We start from the raw sequence: 22,378 nt of genomic DNA, 5'->3' as shown, positions 1-22,378 counted from the left end.
GCTCAAGGCAATGCGGACGAGGGTCACAGCAAAGGCGATTACATGTCCGATAACGCTACAGCCGCGCGGCGCAGCGCGATCTATCTTCTGGATCAGATTCTGGGCGAAGGACGGCTTTTGTCCGAATGCCTTGCTGCGGGCGCTCTGGACCGGCTGGACCCCGAGGACCGTGCCCGGGCCCAACGTCTGACGCTGGAAACCCTGCGCGGGATGGAACGAGCCGACCGGCTGCTGGACAACCATCTCAAGCGTATCCCCGCCCTGGCCGTCCACAACGCATTGCGCCTGGGCGCGGTCGAGCTGTGCCACGGAGAGGCCGCGCATGGCGTGGTGAATTCGATGGTCGAAATCGTTGGCCGCTCGCGCAAGCATGGCCGTTTGAAAGGGCTGGTAAACGCGGTTTTGCGAAAAGTTGCCGCCGAAGGCCCCGATGCCTGGCCTAAAATTCGCGTGCCGCGCCTGCCGGACTGGCTGCGAGAGCCGCTCATCATGGCCTGGGGCGCCGAGGCCGTTGCGGGCATGGAACGGGCGCATTTCGATGGGGCACCGCTGGATATCACGGTAAAGCCCGGTGCAAACGGCCCCGGTGAGGCCTTGCCGACTGGGTCCATGCGCCTGCGTGATGCGGGGCAGGTTTCGGCGTTGCCCGGCTATGATCGCGGCGATTGGTGGGTTCAGGATGCGGCGGCGGCTCTGCCGGTTCAGGTTCTGGCGCCGACAAAGGGCGAGCACATTCTGGACATCTGTGCAGCACCCGGTGGAAAGACCCTGCAGCTGGCTGCAATGGGGGCCGATGTGACAGCGCTGGACATTTCGGACACACGGCTGGAGCGTGTGCGCGAGAACCTTGGGCGCACGGGGCTGAAGGCCAAGGTGATCGCGGGGGACGCGCTGGACCATCAGGGCCGGTATGATGCCATCCTTCTGGACGCTCCATGCTCGGCCACAGGCACGATCCGGCGTCATCCCGATTTGCCCTTTGCCAAGGACGGTTCGGAATTCGGCGGGTTGATCGATCTGCAGGCGCGCATGTTGGCCCATGCATGGGGTCTGCTGAAACCGGGCGGGCGGCTGGTCTATTGCACATGCTCATTGCTGCCGGACGAGGGCGAGGTTCAGATCGAAGACGCGCTGGAGCAGCACAAGGACATGACCATCGACCGGGTGGCGCTGAGCGTTGCCGGGGTTGACGCGGGCTGGATCACCGAGGAAGGCGGGTTGCGCCTGCGGCCCGATTATTGGCCTGAGCAAGGCGGCATGGACGGATTCTATATCGCCCGCCTGAACAAATCAGGCTGAGGCGACGCTTTTCGATGACTTGACGTTCGGACCTGTCTATCGTTGGTTCAAACGCCAGCAGAGCGTGAGGGGCAGAGTCGCAAGCGTCATGTCAGATTCGGACACAATGGCCAACCGCTGGTCGCGGTTTCAAAACCGCTTTTATGCGCGGCTCAGCCAGCGCCAGAAGGCGGTGTCGGGCTTTGTGGGGCAGCCGGAGCCTCGCACGGTGGGCTCATTTGCGCGCGGACGGCAACTGGTCGCTGGAAACCTGTTGTTCTCTGGCTTTCTGGTCGAGGCAGAAGACACTGAGCTGTGGGACGTCGCCGCCCCAAGCGCGGATTTCGATGATGAACGCCATGGTTTTGCCTGGCTCGACGATCTGGCGGCGGTGGGTGATATGCGCGCGCGGGAAAAGGCGCAGCGCTGGGTCTGGGGCTGGATCGAGGCCCATGGGCGCGGACAGGGTCCGGGCTGGGTGCCCGATCTGACCGGCCGCCGCGTGATGCGCTGGATCAACCACGCCCTGTTCCTGTTGCGCGGCGTGGACGAGGCACAAAGCAAGGCGTTCTTCCGGTCTTTGGCGCAACAAACCTGGTTTCTTTCAAAACGCTGGCCTTCGGCCACGCCGGGCCTGCCCCGGTTCGAGGCTTTGGCCGGTCTGGTGCAAGCGGGTCTGGCGCTGGAAGGGCGCGAGCAGTTGGCCGACCCGGCCCTGCGCGCCCTGGCCTATGAATGCGGGAAACAGGTGGATGCCGAAGGTGGTATTCCGACCCGCAACCCCGAAGAGCTGTTGGAGGTCTTTACCTTGCTTGCCTGGACTTCGGCCGCGCTGAGCGAAGTGGGGCGCGGGACCCCGGCAGCGCAGACCGAAGCGATCCGCCGGATCGCTCCGACATTGCGCAACCTGCGCCATGCCGATGGGGCGCTGGCCCGCTTCCACGGTGGCGGGCGCGGCCTGGAAGGGCGGCTGGATCAGGCGCTGGCGCAAAGCGGTGTGAAGCCGCGGCAGCATTCGGACTTGTCCATGGGCTTTGCCCGTTTATCCGCCTCACGTACAACGGTGATCGTTGATGCCAGTTTGCCGCCCAAAGGGGCTGCCTCATATAACGCTCACGCTTCGGCGCTTGCATTCGAGCTGACCTCGGGGCGGCGGCCTTTGATCGTGAATTGCGGATCAGGCGCAAGTTTTGGTCAGGAATGGCGCCGGGCCGGTCGGGCCACGCCGTCGCATTCCACTCTATGCGTCGATGGGTTCTCCAGCGCCCGTCTTGCGCCGCCGATGAAAGGCTCGGCCTCTGAAGCTCTGGTGGATGGCCCAAAAGACGTGCCGACCGATTTCGAAGACGCTTTTGAGGGCACGCGGTTCATGGCGGGGCATGACGGTTATGCCAAAGTGTTCGGCCTGACTCATGCCCGCACCTTCGAGCTGCGCTTTGACGGGCGGGAACTGATCGGCGAGGATATTTTGCTGACGTCCACCGACAAGTCGAAGAAGCAGTTTGACAAGGCGATGGATGCTTCGGGCCTGTCTGGCGTGCGCTATGACATCCGGTTTCACCTGCATCCCGACGTGGACGCGGCGCTGGATCTCGGCGGAGCTGCGGTGTCGATGGCCCTAAAAAGCGGCGAAATCTGGGTTTTCCGTCATGACGGCGCGGCCAGATTGTCCGTTGAACCAAGCGTTTATCTGGAAAAAGGCCGCCTTAAGCCACGCGCGACAAAACAGATCGTTCTATCTGGCCGCGCAATGGAGTATGCGACGCGCACCCGGTGGACGCTGAGCAAGGCACAGGATACAGCCTATGCCGTGCGCGACCTGCACCGGGACGAGCCCGATTTCGACTGACGCCAAAAGGACCTTTGGACCCATGACCGATCTTCACCCCGTGCGCCGCGCGTTGCTTTCCGTTTCCGACAAGACCGGGCTGATCGAGCTGGGCAAGGCCTTGGCCGAGCGTGGGGTCGAGTTGTTGTCAACCGGTGGCACGGCGCGCGCGCTGCGCGATGCGGGGCTGGATGTGAAGGATGTCAGCGAGGTCACCGGCTTTCCCGAGATGATGGATGGCCGGGTCAAGACGCTGCACCCGATGGTGCATGGCGGTCTGCTAGCGCTGCGGGACAATGACACGCATGTTGCGGCGATGACCGAACATGGGATCGGCGCAATCGACCTGTTGGTGGTGAACCTCTACCCGTTTGAGGCAACCGTGGCCAAAGGTGCCGACTATGACGAATGTGTTGAAAATATCGACATCGGCGGCCCGGCAATGATCCGTGCGGCGGCCAAGAACCATGCCTTTGTGAACGTGGTCGTGGATGTCGAGGATTACGACAAGCTGTTGGGCGATATGGATCAGCACAGTGGCGCAACCTGCCCGAAATTCCGCCGCAAGCTGGCGCAAAAGGCCTATGCCCGCACCGCCGCCTATGACACCGCCGTGTCCAACTGGCTGGCCGATGCGCTGGAACTTGAGGCGCCCAAACGCCGCGCATTCGCCGGTGAGCTGAAACAGACCCTGCGCTATGGCGAGAACAGTCATCAGACGGCGGCGTTCTACACCGATGGCTCGGGCCGCCCCGGCGTGGCGACCGCGGTGCAGCATCAGGGCAAGGAACTGAGCTACAACAACATCAATGACACCGATGCGGCGTTTGAGCTGGTGGCCGAGTTCGACCCGGCGCAAGGTGCCGCCTGTGCCATCATCAAACACGCCAACCCCTGCGGCGTGGCCAAAGGCGCAACGCTGCTTGAGGCCTACAAGGCGGCGTTCGACTGTGACCGCACCTCGGCCTTTGGCGGGATCGTGGCGCTGAACCAGCCGCTGGATGCCGAAACCGCGCAGGAGATCACCGGGATTTTCACCGAGGTCGTGATTGCTCCGGGCGCATCGGATGAGGCCAAGGCGATTTTTGCCGCCAAGAAGAACCTGCGCCTGCTGACGACCGAAGCGCTGCCGGACGTGACTGCGGGCGGCAAAACCGTGCGCCAGGTCGCCGGAGGTCTGCTGGTGCAGGACAAAGACAATGGCTTTGTCGGCATGGATGACCTGAAGGTTGTCACGAAGAAGGCCCCGTCCGAGGAGCAGATGCGCGACCTGCTGTTTGCGTGGAAAGTTGCGAAACACGTCAAATCCAACGCCATCGTCTATGTCAAAGACGGCGCAACCGTGGGTGTGGGCGCGGGGCAGATGAGCCGTGTGGACTCGGCCCTGATCGCGGCCAAGAAGGCCGAGCGCATGGCTGACTCACTGAACCTGTCGCAACCGCTGACCATCGGCTCGGCCGTGGCGTCGGACGCGTTCTTCCCCTTCCCTGACGGGTTGATGGAGGCGGCACAGGCGGGTGCAACCTGCGTCATCCAGCCCGGTGGCTCCATGCGCGACGACGAAGTGATCGCAGCGGCGGACGAGGCCGGTCTGGCCATGGTCTTCACCGGCATGCGGCATTTCCGGCACTGATGCGCAATCCCCTCCTTCTTTGGGCCAGCCTCGCGGCCTTTCTGATTGACCAGGCCAGTAAATATCTGGTCGTTCATGTCATGCGCGTGGCCGAGGGCAATATCGACGTGCTGCCGCCACTTGTGGTGTTCAAATACGGCGAGAATCGCGGCATAAACTTTGGCTTGTTTCAGGGTGACAGCGATGCCGCGCGCTGGGTGCTGGTCGGTATCTCGCTGGGGATTTGCGTCGGTGTTCTGATCTGGCTTTTGCGCACAGCCCCGTCGAAATTGATGTTGCTGTGCGGCGGGTTGCTGATCGGCGGCGCGCTGGGAAATGTCGTCGACCGTGTGCTTTACGGCTATGTTCTGGACTTTCTGAACATGTCCTGCTGCGGTATCAACAACCCGTTCGTGTTCAATCTGGCGGATGTGTTCATATTTGCAGGCGCGATCGGGCTTGTATTGTTCGAGGGCAAAAAGCCCTCGTGACGCGCCTGTGGAAATAAGGTAAAAGCGCCCAAAAAGGCTGGAGACTCTGATGCGGTTGCCGCGTTCCATTATTGCCCTGACGGCTGTCCTCGCGATTGCGGGGTGTTCCGATATTGGTTTGCGCCATCTGCAGGCGCCGGGGCCGGGACCGGATGAGTTTTCTGTGCTGCCTGTTAAGCCGCTGACCCAGCCCGAAGATTATGCCTTCTTGCCCGCACCGACACCGGGCGGCGGGAACCTGACCGACCCGACCCCCAATGCCGATGCGGTGGTTGCTTTGGGCGGCAATGCTGCGGCGCTGAATCCCAATACCTCGATTCCGTCAGGGGACGCGGCGCTGGTCACCGCCTCAAGCCGCTATGGCGTGGCGCCGGACACGCGTCAGGTTCTGGCGCAGGAAGATGCCGATTTCCGCAAGCGTCAGGGCCGCCTGACCCGCCTGCGCCTGTTCAACGTGGACCGGTACGAACAGGTTTATCGGCGTGATGCGCTGAATGCGGAAGCTCAGAACCAGGCGGCGCGCCGCGCCGGGATCGAAACACCCTCGGCACCCCCGGCGGATGAATAATCCTTAACTTTTCGTCATCGCACTTGAACCCGCGCGGGACCACCGTAGTTTGAAGCGTGAAACGAAACGGAGGATGTCCCATGGTTCGGGCCCTGGTATTGTCGGCTGCCCTGATCGCCGCAACCCCCCTTGTGGCCAAGGAAGGGCATGAGGCGGTTACCACCTTCACGCTGGATAACGGCATGGACGTTGTCGTGGTCGAGGACCACCGCGCCCCTGTTGTGCAGCATATGGTCTGGTATCGTGCGGGTTCAGCGGATGAACCGATCGGATCGTCTGGTGTGGCGCATTTTTTGGAGCACCTGCTGTTCAAAGGCACCGATACGCTGGCCCCGGGTGAATTTTCCGCGACCGTGGCTGCCAATGGCGGCAATGACAATGCGTTCACCTCTTATGACTACACCGCATATTTCCAACGTGTCGCCGCCGACCGGCTGGAATTGATGATGCGGATGGAGGCGGACCGCATGCGCAACATCCGTCTGACCGAAGAGGATATCGTCACCGAGCGCGACGTGATCCTTGAAGAGCGCAACCAGCGCACCGAAAACAACCCGCGCGCCTTGTTTGGTGAACAGCTGAGCGCAGCGCAGTACCTTAACCATCGCTATGGCGTGCCGATCATCGGCTGGCGGCATGAGATGGAGACGCTGGATATGGAGGATGCGCTGTCCTTCTACCAGACCCATTACGCGCCCAATAACGCCATTCTGGTGGTGACCGGTGATGTTGACCCCGATGAGGTCAAGACACTGGCGGAAACCTATTACGGCGTCATCCCGGCCAATCCCGATCTGCCCGAACGCATTCGCTCGCAAGAGCCGCCGCAAACCGCTGAACGCCGCCTGACCTTCAAGGATCCTCGGGTTTCGCAGCCCTATGTTCAGCGCAGCTATCTGGCACCGGAACGCGATGCGGGTGCACAGGAAAAGGCCGCCGCGCTGTTTCTGCTGGCCGAATTATTGGGCGGCGGTACGACCTCGTACCTGAATGAAAAACTGCAGTTCGAACAGCAAAAGGCGGTCTTTACCGGCGCATTTTACCGCGGGTTGTCGCTGGATGACACGACCTTTGATCTGCTGATTGTTCCAGCGCAGGGTGTTTCCTTGCAAGAGGCCGAGGATGCAATGGATCAGGTTGTGGCCGACTTCATCGCCGAAGGCGTGAACGAAGACGATCTGGACCGGATCAAGATGCAGCTGCGTGCGTCCCAGACCTATGCCCGTGACAATGTGGACGGGATCGGTAACCGCTATGGCCGCGCGCTGACCAGCGGTCTCACGGTCGAGGATGTGCAGGCCTGGCCCGACATTCTGCAGGCCGTGACCGGGGACGAGATTATCGCCGCTGCGCGCGAGGTGCTGCAACGCGAAGCATCCGTGACAGGCTGGCTGATGCGCGACGATGAGGTGACGCAATGAAAAAGCTGTTCGGAACCCTGATCGCCGTTGTCTTGGCCGTGCCCGCCTGGGCCGAGATCGAGATACAGGAAGTCACCTCGCCCGGGGGGATCACGGCCTGGCTGGTCGAAGATCACTCGATCCCCTTCACTGCGCTGGAACTGCGGTTTCGCGGGGGTACCTCTTTGGATGATCCCGACAAGCGAGGCGCGGTCTATCTGATGAGCGGCCTGATCGAAGAGGGCGCAGGCGATATGGACGCGCGCAGCTATGCGCGCGAACTTGAATCTCTGGCTGCATCGTTCAGCTATCGGGCGACGGATGATACCGTGTCGATTTCGGCCCGGTTTCTGACCGAGAATCGCGATGACGTGGCCGACCTGCTACGCACCACCATACACGAGCCGCGCTTTGATCAGGATGCGGTGGACCGGGTACGGGCGCAGGTTATTTCCGGCCTGAGATCAGACCAGACCGACCCGAATGACATTGCCGGGCGCAGCTTTGCGCAGATGGCCTATGGCGATCACCCGTATGGCTCGGACGGCAAGGGGACAATCGAAAGTGTCACCGCGCTGACCCGTGACGATATCGTGACGGCCTATGAGAATGTCTTTGCCAAGGACCGGCTATATGTGGGCGCGGTGGGTGACATCACCGCTGACGAGTTGGGAGTGTTGCTGGACAAACTTCTGGCGGACCTGCCCGCGACCGGAAAACCTATCCCCGACCGCGCGGACGTGACAATCGCCGGTGGTGTCAGTGTGGTCGAGTTCGACACGCCGCAATCGGTGGCGCTGTTTGGTCATGCCGGAATTGATCGCCACGATCCCGATTTCTTTGCAGCCTTCATCCTGAACCATATTCTGGGCGGGGGCGGGTTCGAAAGCCGTCTGATGCAGGAAGTGCGTGAAAAGCGTGGCCTGACCTATGGTGTCTCGACCTTTCTTGTGCCCAAGGATCTGGCGTCGGTCTATCTGGGTTCGGTGTCTTCGGCCAATGATCGCATCGCCGATGCGGTCGAGGTCATTCGCAACGAGTGGGCGCGGGCCGCATCTGAAGGTGTGACCCAGAAAGAGCTGGATGACGCCAAGACCTATCTCACCGGGGCCTATCCTCTGCGGTTCGATGGCAACGGCCAGATCGCGGGGATCATGGTGGGCATGCAGATGGAAGACCTGCCTATCGACTATATCGCCACCCGCAACGACAAGGTTAACGCCGTGACGCTCGAGGATGTAAACCGTGTTGCCTCGGAACTGCTGGACCCCGAGGGGCTGCATTTCACCATCGTTGGCAAGCCCGAAGGCTTGGACGGCTGAACCTCAGGCTGCGGCGGGCTGCCTTTGCGCCTGAAGCGTGTGATTGTTGCTGTTGAGCAGCTTCTGCCGCGCATGCCTGAAATGCGCGGCTTTCAACGCGTCGTCGATATGACCGACGCCGTGCTCAGCAGCCTGCGGGACTTTTGCGGTTTCAGTGATTCCAGATTCAGTGCGTTGAATGCGCCTTGCGTTGGGTCGGTCATCTGGCATTGAACATGACCAAATTCACAGGTTAATCAGATTTATGCGCGTGTTTTCATCTGTGCACGCAACATCTGCCCCATCATCTGGCCAAACTTGCCCGATCCGCGCTGATACAGTGCTCCGTCCACGGACAGGACGGTCCCGCTGATGTAGCTCGCCAAATCCGAGCTCAGAAACAGGCAGGCATTGGCCACGTCCTGCACGGTGCCCCAGCGACCGACGGGGACGTCCGCGCGCAGTTTTTCGGCGGCATCCTCGGTCGGGGCAAGGCGCCGGGCCCCTTCCGTATTCTCGATAAATCCGGGCACGACGGAATTCACCCGAATGCCCTCGCCTCCCCATTCCATCGACAAGGTGCGGGTGATCTGGTCGACTCCGGCCTTGGCGGCGCAGACATGAGCTTGTCCTTCATAGGGTAGAAATGCCTGTGGGGCCGAGATGTTGATGATACTGGCACCGGGTCGTTTGAGGTAAGGATAAGCCTCTTTCATCACATGGACAGTGCCCATCAAATCGATATCGATCACGGTTTTGAACGCATTTACGGACATTTCGGCCGCCAGCGCAGGAAAGTTCCCCGCCGCGCCCGAGACCAACACGTCGAAATCCCCAAACGTGTCGTGGAACTGTTTCAAGCCCGCGGCCACCGCGTCCGGGTCGCGCACGTCGAATGCCGCGCCGATGGCATCCTGCGCGCCAGCAGTTTTCAGCGCGGCGACGGTATCATCCACCTTGTCCTGCGACCGGCTGGCCACGGCCAGCTTGGCACCCGAGGCCGCAAAAGCCGCGGCAATGCCTCGGTTGATACCGCTGGTGCCGCCGATAACGATGACGGTTTGTCCTGAGAAATCCATATGGGCCTCCGCTGATGCGGGTACCCTATTCGCCGTAGGGCACCCAGATGTTTTTCACTTCGGTCGCAGCCTGCAGGAAGCGGCGCGAATGGTCCATGCTCCAGTCAATTGCCGTCGCGTTAGTGACCCATGTGCGCTTAAGGTTCCCTGCAGACACGGCCTCGATCTCTTTCGACAGATCGGTGGACGAGAACGACCAGACTGCATCCACGTTCAGATGCGAGGCCAGAGGTTTCGCCAATTCAGCATGGCTGCCGGTCAGGATGTTGACCACGCCAGCAGGCACGTCCGAGGTTTCCAGGATCTGGTAGAAATCGGTTGCGGCCAACGGATAGGGCTCGGATGCCACCAGAACTGTCCGGTTGCCCATCGCAATTGCGGGGGCCATGGCAGAGACAAGACCCAGCAAAGGTGCCTCATCCGCGCAGAGCGCACCGATCACGCCAACGGGTTCCTTCATCGCGATGGCAACGCCCCGGATCGGGACGCCATGCACCTGACCGTCATATTTGTCGGCCCAGGCCGCGGCGGTGAACAGGCGCTGGATCGAGGCGTCCACCTCTTTCGCGCCGGTCTTGCCACTGGTCATGCCATCGATACGCGCGGCAAATTCGCTGGCGCGGGCCGAGAGGTTCTCGCCGATGTAATACAGGATTTGCGCCCGCAAATGGCCGGTGGTTTTGGACCAACCTCTGGCCCCTGCGGCGGCCTCAACCGCGTTACGCACGTCCTTGCGGTTGGCAAGACCCACATGGCCCAATAGGCCGATTTTGCCCCAGACGGGTTTTGAATAGCCGCCATCGGGCCGCGCCTGCTTGCCGCCGACATACATCTTGGCGGTGCGATCGATGGGATCGACTGGAGCACCTTCGCCCGTCGCCGCCTCAACCTTGGCCAGCGGCTTGGATTTGCCCTTGGGCTTGGTATAGGCCGCCAGACCTTCCCAACCGCCTTCGCGGCCAAAACCGCTTTCGCGCACACCGCCGAACCCGGCGGCGGCGTCGAACAGGTTGGTGGCATTCACCCAGACCACGCCTGCGACCAGCTTAGGCGCGATATCCAGCGCAAGGTTCACATTCTCGGTCCAGACCGTTGCGGCGAGCCCATAGCGGGTGTTGTTGGCCAGCTCGACCGCCTCAGCCGGAGTACGGAAGGTCGAGGACACCAGCACTGGGCCAAAGATCTCCTCCTGCATCAGCGGGTCTGAGGTCTCAAGCCCCGAGATAAGCGTCGGTGGGTAGTAGCAGCCATTTGCTGGCAGTTCGCAGGCAGCCTGATGCACATGCCCAACCGTGTTGCTGTCCACCATGCTCTTGATCGTCTGCAACTGTACCGGGTCCACAACCGCACCCACGTCGATACATTTATCCAGCGGGTCACCGATCCGCAACTTGTCCATCCGCGCGCGCAGTTTGTCGTGGAACCGGTCGGCGATGTCTTCCTGCACCAAAAGGCGCGATCCGGAACAGCAGACCTGACCCTGATTGAACCAGATCGCATCGACCAGACCTTCGATGGCGGAATCGATATCGGCATCGTCGAACACAATGTAGGCAGACTTTCCGCCCAGTTCCAACGTCAGTTCCTTGCCGGAACCCGCCGTTGCCTCCCGAATACGCCGCCCCACAACAGTCGAACCGGTAAAGGCGATCTTGTCCACATCTGCGTTCACGATCATCTCGCCCACCGCACCATCGCCGGTGACGATATTGACGACGCCCTTGGGCAGACCGGCTTGCGTGCAGATGTCGGCGAACAGTAGCGCGCTCAGCGAAGTGTATTCGGCCGGTTTCAGAACCACCGTGTTGCCCATCGCCAGCGCAGGCGCGATCTTCCACGCCAGCATTAGCAATGGGAAGTTCCACGGGATGATCTGCCCGCACACGCCCAGAGCCTGCGCGTCCGGCAACTCACTCTCCATCAACTGCGCCATACCCGCGTGGTAATAGAAATGCCGCTGTGCCAGCGGAATGTCGATATCGCGCGACTCGCGGATCGGTTTGCCGTTATCCATGCTCTCCAGCACCGCAAACAGCCGCGCATGCTTCTGCAACAGCCGCGCAATGGCATAAAGGTACCGCGCCCGCCCCGCGCCGCCCAGCTTCTCCCATTTCGGCTGCGCCTTACGCGCGGCGGCAACGGCAGCGTCCACATCCCCCTGCTTGGCTTGCGTCAGCTTGGCCAGAACCTCTCCGGTCGCCGGGTTGCGACTTTCGAACCCTTTGCCCGGTTTGGTGAACCCCCCGTCGATATAGTGGCCGAATTTATCGCCCTGATCGACCAGCCAGGCCAGCGCTTCCGCCGCGCTTTCGGGGGCGGGGCCATAGTCCATGGTTTCGAAGATTTCTGTAACGCTCATGACTTCATCTTTTCCCAAATACTCACTGTTCTGACGTCGCCACAGGCTCAGCCGAGTGAATGGCGATAACCGGCGGAATAGGCTCCGGTGACATAATGTTCCAATTGCCGTTCAATATCGCCCAGCAGGGATGAGGCCCCAAAGCGGAACAGGTCCGGCTGCAGCCAGCGGTTGCCCAGCTCGTCCTTGATCAGCGACAGATAGACCAGCGCGTCCTTGGCTTTTGAAATCCCGCCCGCCGGTTTGTAGCCGACACGATACCCGGTGCGGTCATAAAAATCGCGGATCGCGCGGATCATCACCAGTGACACGGGCAGGGTCGCATTGACGCTTTCCTTGCCCGTCGAGGTCTTGATGAAATCCGCCCCCGCCATCATGCACACGACCGAGGCGCGGGCGACGTTGCGCAGGCTGCCCAGTTCTCCGGTGGCCAGAATGGCCTTTACATGCGCATCACCGCAGGCGGCACGGAAGGCTTTCATCTCATCATACAAAGCCTGCCAATCGCCGGACAGCACGTGGCGGCGCGAGATCACGATGTCGATCTCCTCGGCTCCGGCCTTCACGCTTTCCTCGATCTCGGCCACGCGCAGATGGAAGGGCGACAGACCCGCCGGGAAGCCCGTGGAGACGGCAGCCACCGGGATGCCGGTGCCCTTCAGCGCTGCAACGGCGGGTTCGATCATGTCGTGATAGACGCAGACCGCGCCGGTTGTGATCGGCGGCATGTCCATCGCCTGCAACAGCGCGGGCGCAACCGGTTGGCGGGCCTTGGCGCACAGGCGGCGCACACGGCCCACGGTGTCATCGCCCGCCAGCGTGGTCAGGTCGATCATCGTGATTGCCTTCAGCAACCATGCGGCCTGATAATCTTTCTTCACCGACCGCCGCCCCGGCAGGGTCGCCGCGCGGCGTTCAATGGCCGAGGTATTGGCCTGCACGGCGCGCACCCAGTCCAGATCCAGTTCCATGCCCGGATTCCGGGGTTCGGTCACTTGCGGCAGATGCGCGGTGCGCACGGGGCTGTCTGAGCTCTGCGTTTCCATCTTCACATCCTTTGGGAGGTTTGCGCCAAAATCGCATGGGTTGCGGGTAAATGAAAGGCAAACTGCCAGCTCACGAGTGAATTTTTTGACCAAATGGACAAAAAGGCGGTTTCCTGCGAATGACTCGCAGAAGCATTGACTAATTTGCGAATGGTTCGCATATTCATTCTAACAGAGATGCTCACCCGAGGTCACAAATGATTCGCCGCACTTTTTTTGCTGCCCTGACAGCCCTTGTTGTCTTGCCGATGGCGTCATGGGCCGATGCGCCTTTGAAAGTGGTGGCGACCACCGGCATGATCGCGGATGCTGTGCATCAGGTGGGAGGGGATCAGGTTGAGGTCAAAGGGCTGATGGGTCCCGGAGTTGACCCGCACGCATATCGCCAGACCCGCAGTGATATCGTGGCAATGACCCGTGCGGATCTCGTGTTGTGGCACGGGCTTTATCTCGAAGCTCAGATGGAAGATTTCTTTCATGATCTCGGGCGGAAACGCAATGTGGTCGCCGTCGCAGAGGGTGTCGACAAAACCACACTGCGCGCCCATGACGATTATGCCGACAAGTACGATCCTCATCTATGGATGAGTCCGGTTTTGTGGCGCGATGTTGTGATCGAAGTGCAAAAAGCGCTGACACAAACGCGCCCCGAGGCGGCTGATCTGTTTGAAGCCAATGCCCAAGTCTTGCTGACGCAGATTGATGCTCTGCACGCCTATGGCAACCGCGTTCTTGCCGAGGTTCCCGATAACAGTCGTGTTCTGGTCACGGCGCATGATGCTTTTGGTTATTTCGGTGCGGAATACGGATTTGAAGTTCTGGGCATTCAGGGCATCTCGACCCAGTCCGAGGCTGGCCTGAACCGGATTGGCGCACTAGTTGACCTGCTGGTCGAGCGTCAGATCACCGCCGTGTTTGTCGAAAGCTCGGTATCGGATCGTTCCATGCGGGCGCTGATCGAAGGCGCGGCGGCCAAAGGGCACGAGATTACCGTCGGTGGCGAATTGTATTCAGATGCGATGGGCGAGCCGGGCACCTACGAAGGCACCTATGTCGGGATGCTGGATCACAACATGACCGTGATTGCCGGGGCGCTGGGCGCGGATGTGCCCGAACGCGGTATGAATGACAGCTTGTCGGCGGGGTTCTGAGTGATGCTGGAGCTAGCCACACATCAGGGCGAAGCGGTTCATGACAGTGGTCTCGACCAAAGCCCGCTGGCCATACGCGGTCTGACCGTCTCTTACGGTCAGAAACCGGCCGTGTTCTCGGTCGACATGACCGTGCAGCCAGGTGCGATGACAGCAATCATCGGACCAAACGGCGCGGGTAAATCGACGCTTCTGAAAGCCGCGCTGGGGATTGTGCCCGCGCTGTCGGGGCAGGTCACGGTGTTCGGCACTCCGATCGAGAAACAACGCGCCCGCATCGCCTATGTGCCTCAGCGCGCCAGCGTCGATTGGGATTTTCCGACCCGCGTGATCGATGTGGTTCTGATGGGGTTGTCTCGGGAGCTTGGCCTGCTGGGCCGGGTTCGGGCCCGTCATGTCTCATGCGCCATGGATTGTCTGAACCGGGTCGGTATGCGCGATTTTGCGGATCGCCAGATCGGGCAGCTTTCGGGCGGGCAGCAACAGCGCGTGTTCCTTGCCCGTGCTTTGGCGCAAGGGGCTGATCTGTACCTGCTGGATGAGCCTTTTGCCGGTGTGGATGCCGCAACGGAAAAGGCGATTATCGCCGTTCTGAAGTCGCTGAAAGAGGCCGGAAAAACCGTTGTTGTCGTGCACCACGACCTCGCCACGGTCACCGACTATTTCGACCATGTCTTCCTGATCAACACCCGTAAAGTTGCCGAAGGCCCGGTGGCCGAGGCATTCACGGCAGAGTCCCTGCAATCGGCATATGGCGGCCGTCTGGCCACCGCTCAGATCGACCAGATCTCGCGCGCGCTGGGGTAAGACATGCTGTGGGATGCCCTGACCCTTCAGCTGGGCTATAACGCATCGCTGGTTGCCATCGGGGCCTGTCTGCTGGGCGTGTCAGCCGGTGTCACCGGCACTTTCCTGTTTCTGCGCAAACGTGCGCTGGTCAGCGATGCGATCAGCCACGCGACCCTGCCCGGAGTGTGCCTGGCCTTTCTGGTCCTGGTCGCCTTTGGCGGCGATGGGCGCAATCTGACCGGCTTGCTGGCCGGCTCTGCCCTGTCTGCATGGGTGGGACTTTTGTGCATGAACTGGCTGACCCGCCATACGCGGCTGGCCGAAGATGCCGCGATCGGTGCGGTTTTATCGGTGTTCTTTGGGTTTGGCATTGTTCTCCTGACCGTGATCCAGACTCTGGGTGTGGGGCGGCAGGCCGGGCTCGAAGGGTTCCTGCTGGGCTCGACCGCCGGGATGCTCTGGGCTGATGCGCTGATCATCGCGCTGGGCGGGGCTGCGACGCTGATCCTTGTGATGATCATCCGCCGTCCGATGACCCTTGTTGCGTTTGACCCGGAATATGCCGCCGCGCGAGGGGTGCAGGTCCACCGCATTGACCTTGCGATGATGGGGCTTGTGATGGCGGTCACTGTGGTTGGCCTGAAGATCGTCGGTCTGATCCTGATCGTGGCCTTGCTGATCATTCCACCTGTCACCGCCCGTTTCTGGACCGAGCGGTCCGACCGGGTTGTGGTGTTGGCCGGGCTGATGGGTGGGGTCTCGGGGTTTGTGGGCGCGGCGGTGTCCGCTTCGGCCCCCAACCTGCCAACAGGTCCGATCATTGTGCTGGTTGCTTTTGCACTGTTTGCCATTTCCTTGCTGCTGGCACCCGTGCGTGGTGTGTTGGCCGCAGTTTTGCGGCATCTCAAGTTCCAGCGTCGGGTTCATATCCGGCAAGGCCTTCTGGCACTGGCGCAGGGCCAAAAGATATATGAACCGCTGACTTTGCGCCTGCTGCGCCGGGCCGGTCTGGCCCGCGCTGACGGGGTGGCGACCGAGGCTGGAAAGGCCCGTGCCGCCAAAGCCCTGCGTGACGAGAAACGGTGGGACATCGTGCGGGCTGATCAGGCGCATGAGGCGACGGCAGCGCTCTATGACGGGTTGCGCGACATCGAGACGGTGCTGACCCGCGATCAGATCGCCGAGATCGACCGCCGGATTGGTGGCCCACAGGGGGTGCCCGCATGACCGGAGAAGAGTTTGTCGCCCTGTCGCTGACACCCTTGCTTATCGGCACCTTCGCGGCCATTGCGTGTGCCCTGCCGGGTAACTTTCTGGTGCTGCGGCGTCAGGCCCTGATCGGTGACGCGATCAGCCATGTGGTGCTGCCGGGGATCGTTGTGGCCTTTATCCTGACCGGAGCGATTTCGACCTGGCCCATGATGCTGGGCGCAGCCGGCGCGGCCGTGGTCGCCGTGGTGATGATTGAGGCGATCAGGCGGCTGGGGCAGATCGAGCCGGGTGCCGCGATGGGTGTAGTGTTTACCACTATGTTTGCGGCCGGTGTCCTGTTGCTGGAACAGACCGACACCTCGAGCGTGCATCTGGATGTTGAACACGCGCTTTATGGCAACCTGGAAAGCCTGATCTGGCTGGATGCCACCGGCTGGGCGTCGCTTTGGGATATCGAGTCTCTTGCGGGGTTGCCACCGGAACTGCCGCGCATCGGGCTGACATTGCTGGTGGTTGTTGCCTTTACATGGGTGCTCTGGCGGCCTCTCAAGATTTCAACTTTCGATGAGGGGTTCGCACGTACCATCGGCATTCGCACCGGCCTGTTGGGCTTTGCATTGGTGATTGTCGCCGCCATCGCGGCCGTCGCCGCGTTCGATGCGGTCGGGTCCATCATTGTTATTGCCATGTTCATCTGCCCGCCCGCTGCGGCGCGGATGATGACCAATCGACTGGAATCTCAGATCGCATGGAGCATTGTTTTTGCCATCGGGTCCGCGGTTCCGGGCTATATCCTTGCAGGCTACGGCCCGCTGTGGCTGGGCGGTGCTGATGCTGTCAGCGCCGCCGGAATGATCGCAACGATCTCGGGGGTGATTCTGGCGGGCGCTGCGATGTTCGGACCCTGCCGCAAACGGGCCGGCGCCCCAAGTTCCGCTTGACAGGCACGTTAACGCCAACCGGCTCCGCCTGATTTCGGCCAATCCCCGCCAAGTGGAAACAATAAGTAACTACGGGCAAGATTTTTTCCAAATCTCATGGTAATGAATCTTCAATTGTTAATCGTATGACCACCACTCACTTAGGCCAGTCCGGCCCGCTGCGGCAACGTGCGCTCCCCCCTCAAAAGCGCGGTCGCGCTGGCCGGACTGCTTTTTTCCAAGGCTTGAAAGAAGGTCTCAAACCGGTGGCAGAATCGCATGTGACCGTGCTAGGTATAGCGGTATGGTGCATGCAGACCGCAATATACACGAAAATCGGCCCATTATTCGGCAGCTTGACGACGCGGCGATCAACCGCATCGCTGCCGGCGAAGTGGTGGAACGCCCGGCCTCGGCAGTCAAAGAGCTGATCGAGAACGCAATAGACGCTGGCGCGACCCGCATCGGCATCGACATTGCGGACGGGGGGAAGACTTTGATTCGGGTCACCGATGACGGGTGCGGTATAGCCTCCGGGGACCTGCCGCTGGCCTTGTCGCGGCATGCGACCTCGAAAATCGACGGTTCGGATTTGCTGAACATTCATACGTTCGGGTTTCGCGGTGAGGCTTTGCCTTCCTTGGGCGCGGTCGGTCGTCTGACCATCACCAGCCGCGTGCCCGGAGCGGACGCCGCGCAGATTCACGTCGCGGGCGGCAAGATGGACGCAGTGAAACCAGCCGCCCTGCGTTCGGGCACTGTGGTCGAGCTGCGCGACCTGTTCTTTGCCACCCCTGCACGGTTGAAATTCATGCGCACCGACCGGGCCGAGGCGCAGGCCATCACCGATACCGTAAAACGTCTTGCCATGGCAGAGCCCGCAATCACCTTCACCCTGCGCGATGTGTCGGGCGGGGGCGAGGGGCGCGTGACCTTCCGCGCCGACCGCGAGAATGGCGATTTGTTTGACGCTCTGCACGCCCGACTGGCGCGGGTGATCGGGCGCGAGTTTGCCGAGAATGCCTTGCAGATCGACGCCACGCGCGAGGGTATTCGCCTCTTTGGCTATGCCGCGTTGCCGACCTATTCGCGCGGGGCTGCGGTGGCGCAATACCTGTTCGTCAATGGCCGTCCGGTGCGCGACAAGATGCTGACGGGTGCCCTGCGCGCAGCCTATTTCGATTTCCTCAGCCGTGACCGCCATTCGGCGGCGGCCTTATTCATCGACTGCGATCCGACGCTGGTGGATGTGAATGTGCATCCCGCGAAATCCGAGGTCCGGTTCCGCGATCCTGGCGTTGCGCGCGGATTGATCGTCTCGGCTCTGCGGCACGCTCTGGCAGAGGCGGGACATCGCGCTTCCTCGACCGTTGCCAATGCGACCTTGGGCGCGATGCGGCCTGAACCGGCGCAGCACGCGCCCGCGCGGGTATATCAGATGGAACGCCCCTCTGCTGCAGCGCGGCAGGCGGCTTACCGGGCGCAATCCCCGGGCTTTGCGGAACTGTCGCAGGACTACAGCGGTCGCGTCGTTGAGCCCGTGCCGGAACCCACGCCCGTCGCCGAAGCCCCGGCGGATGATCTACCCTTGGGCGCGGCGCGCGGGCAGGTGCATGAGAATTACATCATCGCGCAGACCGCCGATGGCATGGTGATTGTCGATCAGCACGCGGCGCATGAGCGGCTGGTCTATGAAAAGCTCAAAGCTCAGATGGCTGAAAACGGGGTGGCCGCGCAGGCTTTGCTGATCCCCGAGATTGTCGAACTGTCCGAGGGCGACTGCGCTCGCCTGTTGGCTGTGGCCGATGACCTGTCGCGCCTCGGTCTGACGTTAGAGCCGTTTGGTGGTGGGGCCATCGCGGTACGCGAGACCCCGGCCATTCTGGGCGAAGTTGACGCGCGCGCTATGATCCTCGACATCCTCGATGAACTGGCCGATCAGGGCGAAAGCCAGATGGTGCAGGCGCGGATCGAGGCGATCTTGTCCCGAGTCGCCTGCCATGGTTCCGTCCGCTCAGGCCGCCGGATGCGGGCCGAAGAGATGAACGCCCTGCTGCGCGAGATGGAGGCGACGCCCCATTCCGGCCAATGCAATCACGGGCGGCCCACTTATGTCGAACTGAAGCTGGCCGATATCGAACGCCTGTTCGGGCGCAGTTGATTTGATATCGCCTGCGGGTTAAGAGATTTGAAACAAAACAAGAACAAACTGAGTCGCGATGATTGAGATAGCAGGCACCCAATATGCAGTGAATGACCCGGTGATCCTGATTGCGGGTGGGGTTCTGGCGTTGATCCTGTTGCTGCTGTTTCTGTCTCTGCGGGCGGCGCAGCGGTCTGCCCGGATGGCCGAGCCATTGGCGCGCCAAATGGCGCATCTGGGCCAGCATGTGCAGCAGCTGGGGCAGGGGCAAGAGCAGTTGCGCGGCGGGTTGCAGCATGTCTCGGACACGCAGGCCAATGCGCAGGTGCAGGTGATCCAGACGGTCGAATCGCGGCTGTCCTCGGTCCAGCAGCAGATGAATGACCGGCTGGCGGATAACGCGATGAAATCGGCCCGCGCGCTGGCCGAGATGCAGGAACGGATGAAGGAATCTCTGCACGGGTCATCGAAACAAACCGCAACTTCGCTGACGCAATTGCAGGAACGTCTGGCCGCCATCGACAAGGCGCAGGACAACATCACCAAACTGTCGGGCGATGTGCTGTCGCTGCAGGATATCCTGTCGAACAAGCAAACACGCGGTGCGTTTGGTGAGATTCAGCTGAACGATATCGTTTCCAAGGCGCTGCCGTCGGACAGCTTTCGGCTGCAGGCGACGCTGTCGAACGGACGGCGGGCGGATTGCCTGATCAATCTGCCCAACCCTCCGGGCCCCATCGTGATCGACAGTAAATTCCCGCTGGAGGCCTATGAGGCGCTGATCGGGTCGACCAATGATACCGAGCTGAAAGCGGCGGTGCAGATGTTCCGCAGCACGGTGCGCAAGCACATCAACGACATTGCCGAGAAATACATTCTGGACGGTGAAACCGCCGATGGCGCACTGATGTTTCTGCCCTCCGAAGCGGTCTATGCAGAACTGCACGCCAAATTCCCCGAACTGGTGCAGGAAAGCTTTTCCAAACGCGTCTGGATCGTGTCGCCCACCACTTGCATGGCGACGCTGAACACCATGCGCGCGATCCTGAAAGACGCGCGGATGCGGGAACAGGCGGGTGCGATCCGTAAAGAGTTGGGGATGCTGCACAAGGATGTGGACCGGTTGGGTGAGCGTGTCTCGAACCTGGATCGCCATTTCGGGCAGGCGGCCAAGGATATCTCAGAAATAAAGATCAGCGCGGAAAAGGCCGGCCGCCGGGCGCAGCGGCTGGACAATTTCGATTTCGAGGAACTTGCGCCTGAAGATCACACCAACGTGGTGCCACTGGGCAAGACCGAGGGTTAGGCGCTACTGGATTGACAGGTCCAGATTGTAACCGACCGTCTTGCCGGTATCGCGGTCATTGCCCATCAGGTAAACGCGGATCGTGTACTCTCCGTCCTCGGGCAGGTCGATCCGGGCGGTATTGCCATTGATTGACCCGTTATAGATCGCAACGCCATCGCTGCCCGGTGGCAGAATGTTGAAATAGATCACGCCGTTGCCATTGGTGTCGCTGACCTTGAGATCGGCAAAAATTTCCTGACCCGCCTTTGCGCCCAGCCTATAATCAAAATACTCGTCACCAATGATCGTACCGCTGACCATCGTCCCGAAATTGCCCGGCTGAAACCTGACATCCGCAGCTTGCTGCGCAAAAGCCGCCGTGGACAGCCCGATCAACGCAGCAGCTAAAGTCAGAATTTTCGACATAGCAGTCTCCTCTGTGGCTCTGGTCAGTGCGGCACAGAACGCCCCGACCGCTCAGATGCGTAAGAAGGGCTGAAACAGACGGGGCATCAGTTTGTTGAACTTGAGCGGCGCATCGGTCACGGCCAGACAGATGCAATCCTCGGAGATGTCAGCGGTTGGGGTATGATGCAGATCTTCGTCGGCAATCTCGACATCGCCACGGGCGAAATGATCCACCTCATCCGAGAATGCGCCCTGCAGGACCATGGTCAGTTCCATACCATTATGGCTGTGGTCGGGCACTGCGCATCCGGCGGGAATGAACAGCAGACGCGCCGTGGCCTCGCGCGTGGTCGGCAGAATGGCCTGTTTCACCCCCATGCCAATCGGACGCCATTTGATATCGTTGACGTCACCGCCCACATAATCCTGCAGCGGGGCAGGCAGAACCGCACAGCCCGGTTGTTTGGCCTTAGACGTCGGCGCGCCCTGGGCAATCAGGGCCATGGTCGCGGCCAGAGAATTCTCGGCCATCTGCACGCTCATGTCCTGATCCTCCAGAACATGCCCGCCCACGGCGTCAAAGCTTTCGGCCCGTGCGCGGCAGTGATCGCACAGCGACAGATGCGTGGCGACCATCAGATCGAACGCTTCGGGCAGAGCGCCTGCTGCATAGGCCATCAGCAAGTCGTCCGTCAGGTGATGTTTGATTTCCTTGTTCATCTTCGTCATCTCAGTTCATCGCATGGCGCAGGCGATCCAGCGCCAGCCGTATCCTCGATTTGATCGTGCCCAGTGGCAATCCGGTCTGAGATGCAATCTCTCGATGGCTCAGATCGCCGAAATAGGCTTTCTCGATCAGCTGTCTTTGCGCCTCTGGCAACGCGGTCAACGCGTCCCGCAGCTGCGCGGTTTCCTGTTGCAACGCAATGACGTCGTCCTGGTCCGGCTCGGCCTCGGGACCCCATCCCAGATCTTCGGGCTCGGGGCGGCGTTGCTTGCGCAGAACGTCGATGCGCTTGTTCCTTGCGATCGTGAACACCCATGTGGCCACAGTCGCGCGGGTCGGATCGAACAGATGCGCCTTGTGCCACAAGGTCGCCATCACCTCTTGCGCGCATTCCTCGGCCAGGGTCGAATCCGATCCCGATTTCATCAGGAACGCTTTGATCCGCGGCGCGAAATGCTGGAACAGCTCGGCAAAGGCCGCCTGATCCTGCGCATCCCGAATGCGCGACACATGGTCTACCCATTCGGTTCTGGTGTCACAGCTGCCGTTCGCTCGGTTCACCGGTCTGCCCCTGATGCGTTTCTTCGCGCGCCAAGGTTTCTGTGCGGGGCGGTCGCCCACCGGTTCATCCAAGGTCACGGTATCGATCTCGGTAAACATAACCACATTACGCGGGCCAGCCCAAGGCGGATCACTTTGTGAAATTTTTTGATCTGCGAAATATCGTATTACGTAGTATTCTCATGCGTGTTCAGACGAAAATAAAAGCGGTTTGAAC

19 protein-coding genes are annotated in these 22,378 nt (G+C 61.1%); 13 read left to right on the top strand and 6 right to left on the bottom strand.

Translation table 11 applies throughout. From position 1 onward, the window contains the following. The first annotated feature begins 42 nt into the window (after positions 1–42). The 7 genes from ACR0K4_RS14400 (at position 43) to ACR0K4_RS14370 (ending at position 8,499) form a co-directional block, all read left to right on the top strand. On the top strand, positions 43–1,299 hold the full coding sequence (locus tag ACR0K4_RS14400) for an RsmB/NOP family class I SAM-dependent RNA methyltransferase (protein ID WP_480854538.1): 1,257 nt from the start codon (positions 43–45) through the stop codon (positions 1,297–1,299). An 88-nt stretch (positions 1,300–1,387) separates the two neighbouring features. After that, on the top strand, positions 1,388–3,127 hold the full coding sequence (locus ACR0K4_RS14395) for a heparinase II/III family protein (RefSeq protein ID WP_480854537.1): 1,740 nt from the start codon (positions 1,388–1,390) through the stop codon (positions 3,125–3,127). Between the two features lie 22 nt (positions 3,128–3,149). Then, positions 3,150–4,739, top strand: a complete 1,590-nt coding sequence (gene purH, locus ACR0K4_RS14390; protein WP_480854535.1) for a bifunctional phosphoribosylaminoimidazolecarboxamide formyltransferase/IMP cyclohydrolase — start codon at positions 3,150–3,152, stop codon at positions 4,737–4,739. Continuing rightward, positions 4,739–5,209, top strand: coding sequence for a signal peptidase II (lspA, locus tag ACR0K4_RS14385; RefSeq protein ID WP_480854534.1), 471 nt, complete (start codon positions 4,739–4,741; stop codon positions 5,207–5,209). Before purH ends, lspA begins: the two co-directional genes overlap by 1 nt. A 49-nt stretch (positions 5,210–5,258) precedes the next feature. Continuing rightward, the gene (locus ACR0K4_RS14380; protein ID WP_480854533.1) at positions 5,259–5,777 is read left to right on the top strand and encodes a DUF3035 domain-containing protein; all 519 of its coding nucleotides are present in this window, start codon (positions 5,259–5,261) and stop codon (positions 5,775–5,777) included. Positions 5,778–5,857: 80 nt separating this feature from the next. Continuing rightward, the gene (locus ACR0K4_RS14375; protein WP_480854532.1) at positions 5,858–7,198 is read left to right on the top strand and encodes a M16 family metallopeptidase; all 1,341 of its coding nucleotides are present in this window, start codon (positions 5,858–5,860) and stop codon (positions 7,196–7,198) included. Next, positions 7,195–8,499, top strand: a complete 1,305-nt coding sequence (locus tag ACR0K4_RS14370) for a M16 family metallopeptidase (protein WP_480854531.1) — start codon at positions 7,195–7,197, stop codon at positions 8,497–8,499. Before ACR0K4_RS14375 ends, ACR0K4_RS14370 begins: the two co-directional genes overlap by 4 nt. 242 nt (positions 8,500–8,741) lie before the next feature. Here ACR0K4_RS14370 and ACR0K4_RS14365 read toward each other — a convergent pair whose 3' ends face one another. The 3 genes from ACR0K4_RS14365 to deoC are packed head-to-tail and all read right to left on the bottom strand — an operon-like array spanning position 8,742 to position 12,962. Then, a complete protein-coding gene (locus ACR0K4_RS14365) occupies positions 8,742–9,557 on the bottom strand; it encodes an SDR family oxidoreductase (RefSeq protein ID WP_480854530.1) in 816 nt (271 codons plus the stop codon). A gap of 25 nt (positions 9,558–9,582) precedes the next feature. Further along, positions 9,583–11,916: an aldehyde dehydrogenase family protein gene (locus ACR0K4_RS14360; RefSeq protein WP_480854529.1), complete on the bottom strand. Its 2,334-nt coding sequence runs from the start codon at positions 11,914–11,916 to the stop codon at positions 9,583–9,585. A 47-nt stretch (positions 11,917–11,963) separates the two neighbouring features. Beyond that, a complete protein-coding gene (gene deoC / locus ACR0K4_RS14355; protein WP_480854527.1) occupies positions 11,964–12,962 on the bottom strand; it encodes a deoxyribose-phosphate aldolase in 999 nt (332 codons plus the stop codon). A gap of 197 nt (positions 12,963–13,159) precedes the next feature. Here deoC and ACR0K4_RS14350 point away from each other — a divergent pair, with 197 nt between their 5' ends. From ACR0K4_RS14350 to ACR0K4_RS14325, 6 genes are all read left to right on the top strand, one after another. Beyond that, positions 13,160–14,113 (top strand): metal ABC transporter solute-binding protein, Zn/Mn family, encoded by a 954-nt coding sequence (locus tag ACR0K4_RS14350; protein WP_480854526.1) that lies wholly within the window; start codon positions 13,160–13,162, stop codon positions 14,111–14,113. Positions 14,114–14,116: 3 nt separating this feature from the next. Next, positions 14,117–14,920 carry a metal ABC transporter ATP-binding protein gene (locus ACR0K4_RS14345; RefSeq protein WP_480854525.1) on the top strand — a complete coding sequence of 268 codons (804 nt, stop codon included), beginning with the start codon at positions 14,117–14,119 and terminating at the stop codon, positions 14,918–14,920. Positions 14,921–14,923: 3 nt separating this feature from the next. Beyond that, the gene (locus tag ACR0K4_RS14340; protein ID WP_480854523.1) at positions 14,924–16,129 is read left to right on the top strand and encodes a metal ABC transporter permease; all 1,206 of its coding nucleotides are present in this window, start codon (positions 14,924–14,926) and stop codon (positions 16,127–16,129) included. Then, positions 16,126–17,055 (top strand): metal ABC transporter permease, encoded by a 930-nt coding sequence (locus tag ACR0K4_RS14335; RefSeq protein ID WP_480519350.1) that lies wholly within the window; start codon positions 16,126–16,128, stop codon positions 17,053–17,055. The genes ACR0K4_RS14340 and ACR0K4_RS14335 overlap by 4 nt, the downstream gene beginning before the upstream one ends. A 283-nt stretch (positions 17,056–17,338) precedes the next feature. Continuing rightward, entirely contained in the window at positions 17,339–19,195 is a 1,857-nt protein-coding gene (gene mutL, locus ACR0K4_RS14330; protein WP_480854522.1) for a DNA mismatch repair endonuclease MutL, read from the top strand. Between the two features lie 58 nt (positions 19,196–19,253). Then, entirely contained in the window at positions 19,254–20,483 is a 1,230-nt protein-coding gene (locus ACR0K4_RS14325; RefSeq protein ID WP_480854521.1) for a DNA recombination protein RmuC, read from the top strand. 3 nt (positions 20,484–20,486) lie between these two features. Here the strand turns inward: ACR0K4_RS14325 and ACR0K4_RS14320 are convergent, their stop codons facing one another. From ACR0K4_RS14320 to ACR0K4_RS14310, 3 genes are read right to left on the bottom strand one after another with little or no spacing between them, the layout of a single operon-like run. Continuing rightward, a complete protein-coding gene (locus tag ACR0K4_RS14320; RefSeq protein ID WP_480854520.1) occupies positions 20,487–20,891 on the bottom strand; it encodes a hypothetical protein in 405 nt (134 codons plus the stop codon). 51 nt (positions 20,892–20,942) lie between these two features. Next, complete coding sequence (locus ACR0K4_RS14315) at positions 20,943–21,593, bottom strand: ChrR family anti-sigma-E factor (protein ID WP_480854519.1); 651 nt, start codon at positions 21,591–21,593, stop codon at positions 20,943–20,945. 10 nt (positions 21,594–21,603) lie between these two features. Continuing rightward, positions 21,604–22,260, bottom strand: a complete 657-nt coding sequence (locus ACR0K4_RS14310) for a sigma-70 family RNA polymerase sigma factor (protein WP_480854518.1) — start codon at positions 22,258–22,260, stop codon at positions 21,604–21,606. Between the last annotated feature and the right edge of the window lie 118 nt (positions 22,261–22,378).

The sequence above is a fragment of the Ruegeria sp. K11 genome (genome assembly GCF_056531905.1).
The sequence above is the reverse complement of the archived record's forward strand: the minus strand, read 5'-3'. Positions and strand labels throughout refer to the sequence as shown.

What these genes read in the sequence shown, in the direction of transcription:
- deoC (WP_480854527.1), bottom strand. Translation starts at nt 12,962, where the DNA reads ATGGAAACGCAGAGCTCAGACAGCCCCGTGCGCACCGCGCATCTGCCG.
- ACR0K4_RS14365 (WP_480854530.1), bottom strand. Translation starts at nt 9,557, where the DNA reads ATGGATTTCTCAGGACAAACCGTCATCGTTATCGGCGGCACCAGCGGT.
- ACR0K4_RS14395 (WP_480854537.1), top strand. Translation starts at nt 1,388, where the DNA reads ATGTCAGATTCGGACACAATGGCCAACCGCTGGTCGCGGTTTCAAAAC.
- ACR0K4_RS14350 (WP_480854526.1), top strand. Translation starts at nt 13,160, where the DNA reads ATGATTCGCCGCACTTTTTTTGCTGCCCTGACAGCCCTTGTTGTCTTG.
- ACR0K4_RS14320 (WP_480854520.1), bottom strand. Translation starts at nt 20,891, where the DNA reads ATGTCGAAAATTCTGACTTTAGCTGCTGCGTTGATCGGGCTGTCCACG.
- ACR0K4_RS14335 (WP_480519350.1), top strand. Translation starts at nt 16,126, where the DNA reads ATGACCGGAGAAGAGTTTGTCGCCCTGTCGCTGACACCCTTGCTTATC.
- ACR0K4_RS14360 (WP_480854529.1), bottom strand. Translation starts at nt 11,916, where the DNA reads ATGAGCGTTACAGAAATCTTCGAAACCATGGACTATGGCCCCGCCCCC.
- lspA (WP_480854534.1), top strand. Translation starts at nt 4,739, where the DNA reads ATGCGCAATCCCCTCCTTCTTTGGGCCAGCCTCGCGGCCTTTCTGATT.
- ACR0K4_RS14310 (WP_480854518.1), bottom strand. Translation starts at nt 22,260, where the DNA reads ATGTTTACCGAGATCGATACCGTGACCTTGGATGAACCGGTGGGCGAC.
- ACR0K4_RS14375 (WP_480854532.1), top strand. Translation starts at nt 5,858, where the DNA reads ATGGTTCGGGCCCTGGTATTGTCGGCTGCCCTGATCGCCGCAACCCCC.
- ACR0K4_RS14345 (WP_480854525.1), top strand. Translation starts at nt 14,117, where the DNA reads ATGCTGGAGCTAGCCACACATCAGGGCGAAGCGGTTCATGACAGTGGT.
- ACR0K4_RS14400 (WP_480854538.1), top strand. Translation starts at nt 43, where the DNA reads ATGTCCGATAACGCTACAGCCGCGCGGCGCAGCGCGATCTATCTTCTG.
- ACR0K4_RS14325 (WP_480854521.1), top strand. Translation starts at nt 19,254, where the DNA reads ATGATTGAGATAGCAGGCACCCAATATGCAGTGAATGACCCGGTGATC.
- ACR0K4_RS14380 (WP_480854533.1), top strand. Translation starts at nt 5,259, where the DNA reads ATGCGGTTGCCGCGTTCCATTATTGCCCTGACGGCTGTCCTCGCGATT.
- purH (WP_480854535.1), top strand. Translation starts at nt 3,150, where the DNA reads ATGACCGATCTTCACCCCGTGCGCCGCGCGTTGCTTTCCGTTTCCGAC.
- ACR0K4_RS14315 (WP_480854519.1), bottom strand. Translation starts at nt 21,593, where the DNA reads ATGAACAAGGAAATCAAACATCACCTGACGGACGACTTGCTGATGGCC.
- ACR0K4_RS14370 (WP_480854531.1), top strand. Translation starts at nt 7,195, where the DNA reads ATGAAAAAGCTGTTCGGAACCCTGATCGCCGTTGTCTTGGCCGTGCCC.
- ACR0K4_RS14340 (WP_480854523.1), top strand. Translation starts at nt 14,924, where the DNA reads ATGCTGTGGGATGCCCTGACCCTTCAGCTGGGCTATAACGCATCGCTG.
- mutL (WP_480854522.1), top strand. Translation starts at nt 17,339, where the DNA reads ATGGTGCATGCAGACCGCAATATACACGAAAATCGGCCCATTATTCGG.